The following is a 1,552-nucleotide window of genomic DNA, read 5'->3' as shown; positions in this document are numbered from 1 at the left end:
ACGCGCCGAAAAGATCCAAAATACCCTCTTGCGCAAGGGGCGGTTATACATGATGCACAAATCGGCGTCAGAGGTGGCTCTGTTTCTCTAAACAGGTTCCGGGCGTTTTCTAAGTGGTTTTCCACCTCGGTTATGCCGCTGCCGCTTCGGGTATCGGCGTGTTAAAGTAGGCCTGATCGGGGGTTTTGCCGTCAAGCGACGAATGAGGGCGGCGGTTGTTATAGAAGTTCAGATACCGGCCGATCCCGGCGCGGGCTTCGGATACGCTGGCATAGGCGCGCAGGTAGACCTCTTCGTATTTGATGGTTCGCCACAGGCGCTCGACGAAGACATTGTCGCGCCAGGCCCCCTTGCCATCCATACTGATTTTGATCTCGCGGGCGGCGAGCACCTTGATGAAGTCGATGGACGTGAACTGGCTGCCCTGATCCGTATTGAAGATCTCGGGCCTGCCGTGACGTGCCAACGCCTCCTCGACAGCTTCCATGCAGAACTCGGCCTCCAGCGTGATCGACACTCGCCATGCCAGGACGCGCCGGGTGAACCAGTCCAGCACAGCGGCGAGGTAGATGAACCCCCGGGCCATGGGGATGTAGGTGATGTCCATCGCCCAGACCTGGTTGGGTCGCGTGACCGGCAGCTTTCTCAGCAGATACGGGTAGATCTTGTGCCCGGGCGCTGGCTTCGAGGTGTTCGGCTTGCGATAGAGCGCCTCGATGCCCATGCGCTTCTAAGCGTGGCAACATGCAGCCGTCCGATCTTGAACCCTTCCTGGACCAGCAGACCCTGCAGCATCCGGCTGCCCGCGAAGGGGAATTCCATATGCAGCTTGTCGATCCGGTGCATCAGCTTCAGATCTGCCTCCGACACCGGGCGGGGCTTGTAGCAGACGCTCCCCCGGCTGATCCCCGGCACGACGGCCTGGCGGCTGACGCTCAACCTGGCGGTCGGATCGATCATTTTCCTGCGCTCGGCAGCAGACCCCTGCTCGGTTCTCCCGAACCAGTGGCATTCACCTCGCAGTGCGTTGCGCGCCGGACAAAAAATCATTCCCCAGCGTCAGCTCTCCGATCTTCGCATGCAGGGTCTTCACATCGATGATCGGCTCCGGATCGGCCTTCGGGGCTTCCCCGAACACCCCGGTTGCCCCCTCAAGCAGCTGATCGCGCCACTGTTTGATCTGGTTCGGATGAACGTCGAACTCCTGCGACAGCTCGATCATGGCCTTCTCGCCCATGATCGCTGCTACCGCCACTCAATCGTCGGGAAAACCAATCGCAGGGCATTTGATCCCCCGGATCAAATGCTTGTCCTGCTCATACCCGGACTGTTTTCTGATCCTCCTCATACCTTGAAAGCCGGGCTGTGGTTCCGGCGCGGTCGTCTCGCCATGGTCTTCTCCTCGCTCGCAGCATCATGCTGCTGTTGAGCGGAAAATCCACTTATCCAGGCTGTTCAGATTTCCGCAGCCACCTCTTTCTTCAGCCGTGTGAAGGGGATAGCTTACAACAAAAAGCCCGTGCGGTTTGCACGGGCGTGATGCAAGTTACGA

The 1,552-nt window shown here is 59.3% G+C and carries 1 pseudogene; it reads right to left on the bottom strand.

Going from position 1 to position 1,552, the window contains the following annotated elements:
• Positions 1–130: 130 nt before the first annotated feature.
• A pseudogene (locus EP867_RS19565) lies at positions 131–1,255 on the bottom strand (IS3 family transposase).
• Between the last annotated feature and the right edge of the window lie 297 nt (positions 1,256–1,552).

Origin of the sequence: Falsigemmobacter intermedius, from assembly GCF_004054105.1 — a bacterium.
In the GTDB taxonomy this organism is placed as follows: Bacteria; Pseudomonadota; Alphaproteobacteria; order Rhodobacterales; family Rhodobacteraceae; genus Wagnerdoeblera; species Wagnerdoeblera intermedia.
Note: the sequence above shows the minus strand (reverse complement) of the source record. Positions and strands in the feature narration are given on the sequence as shown.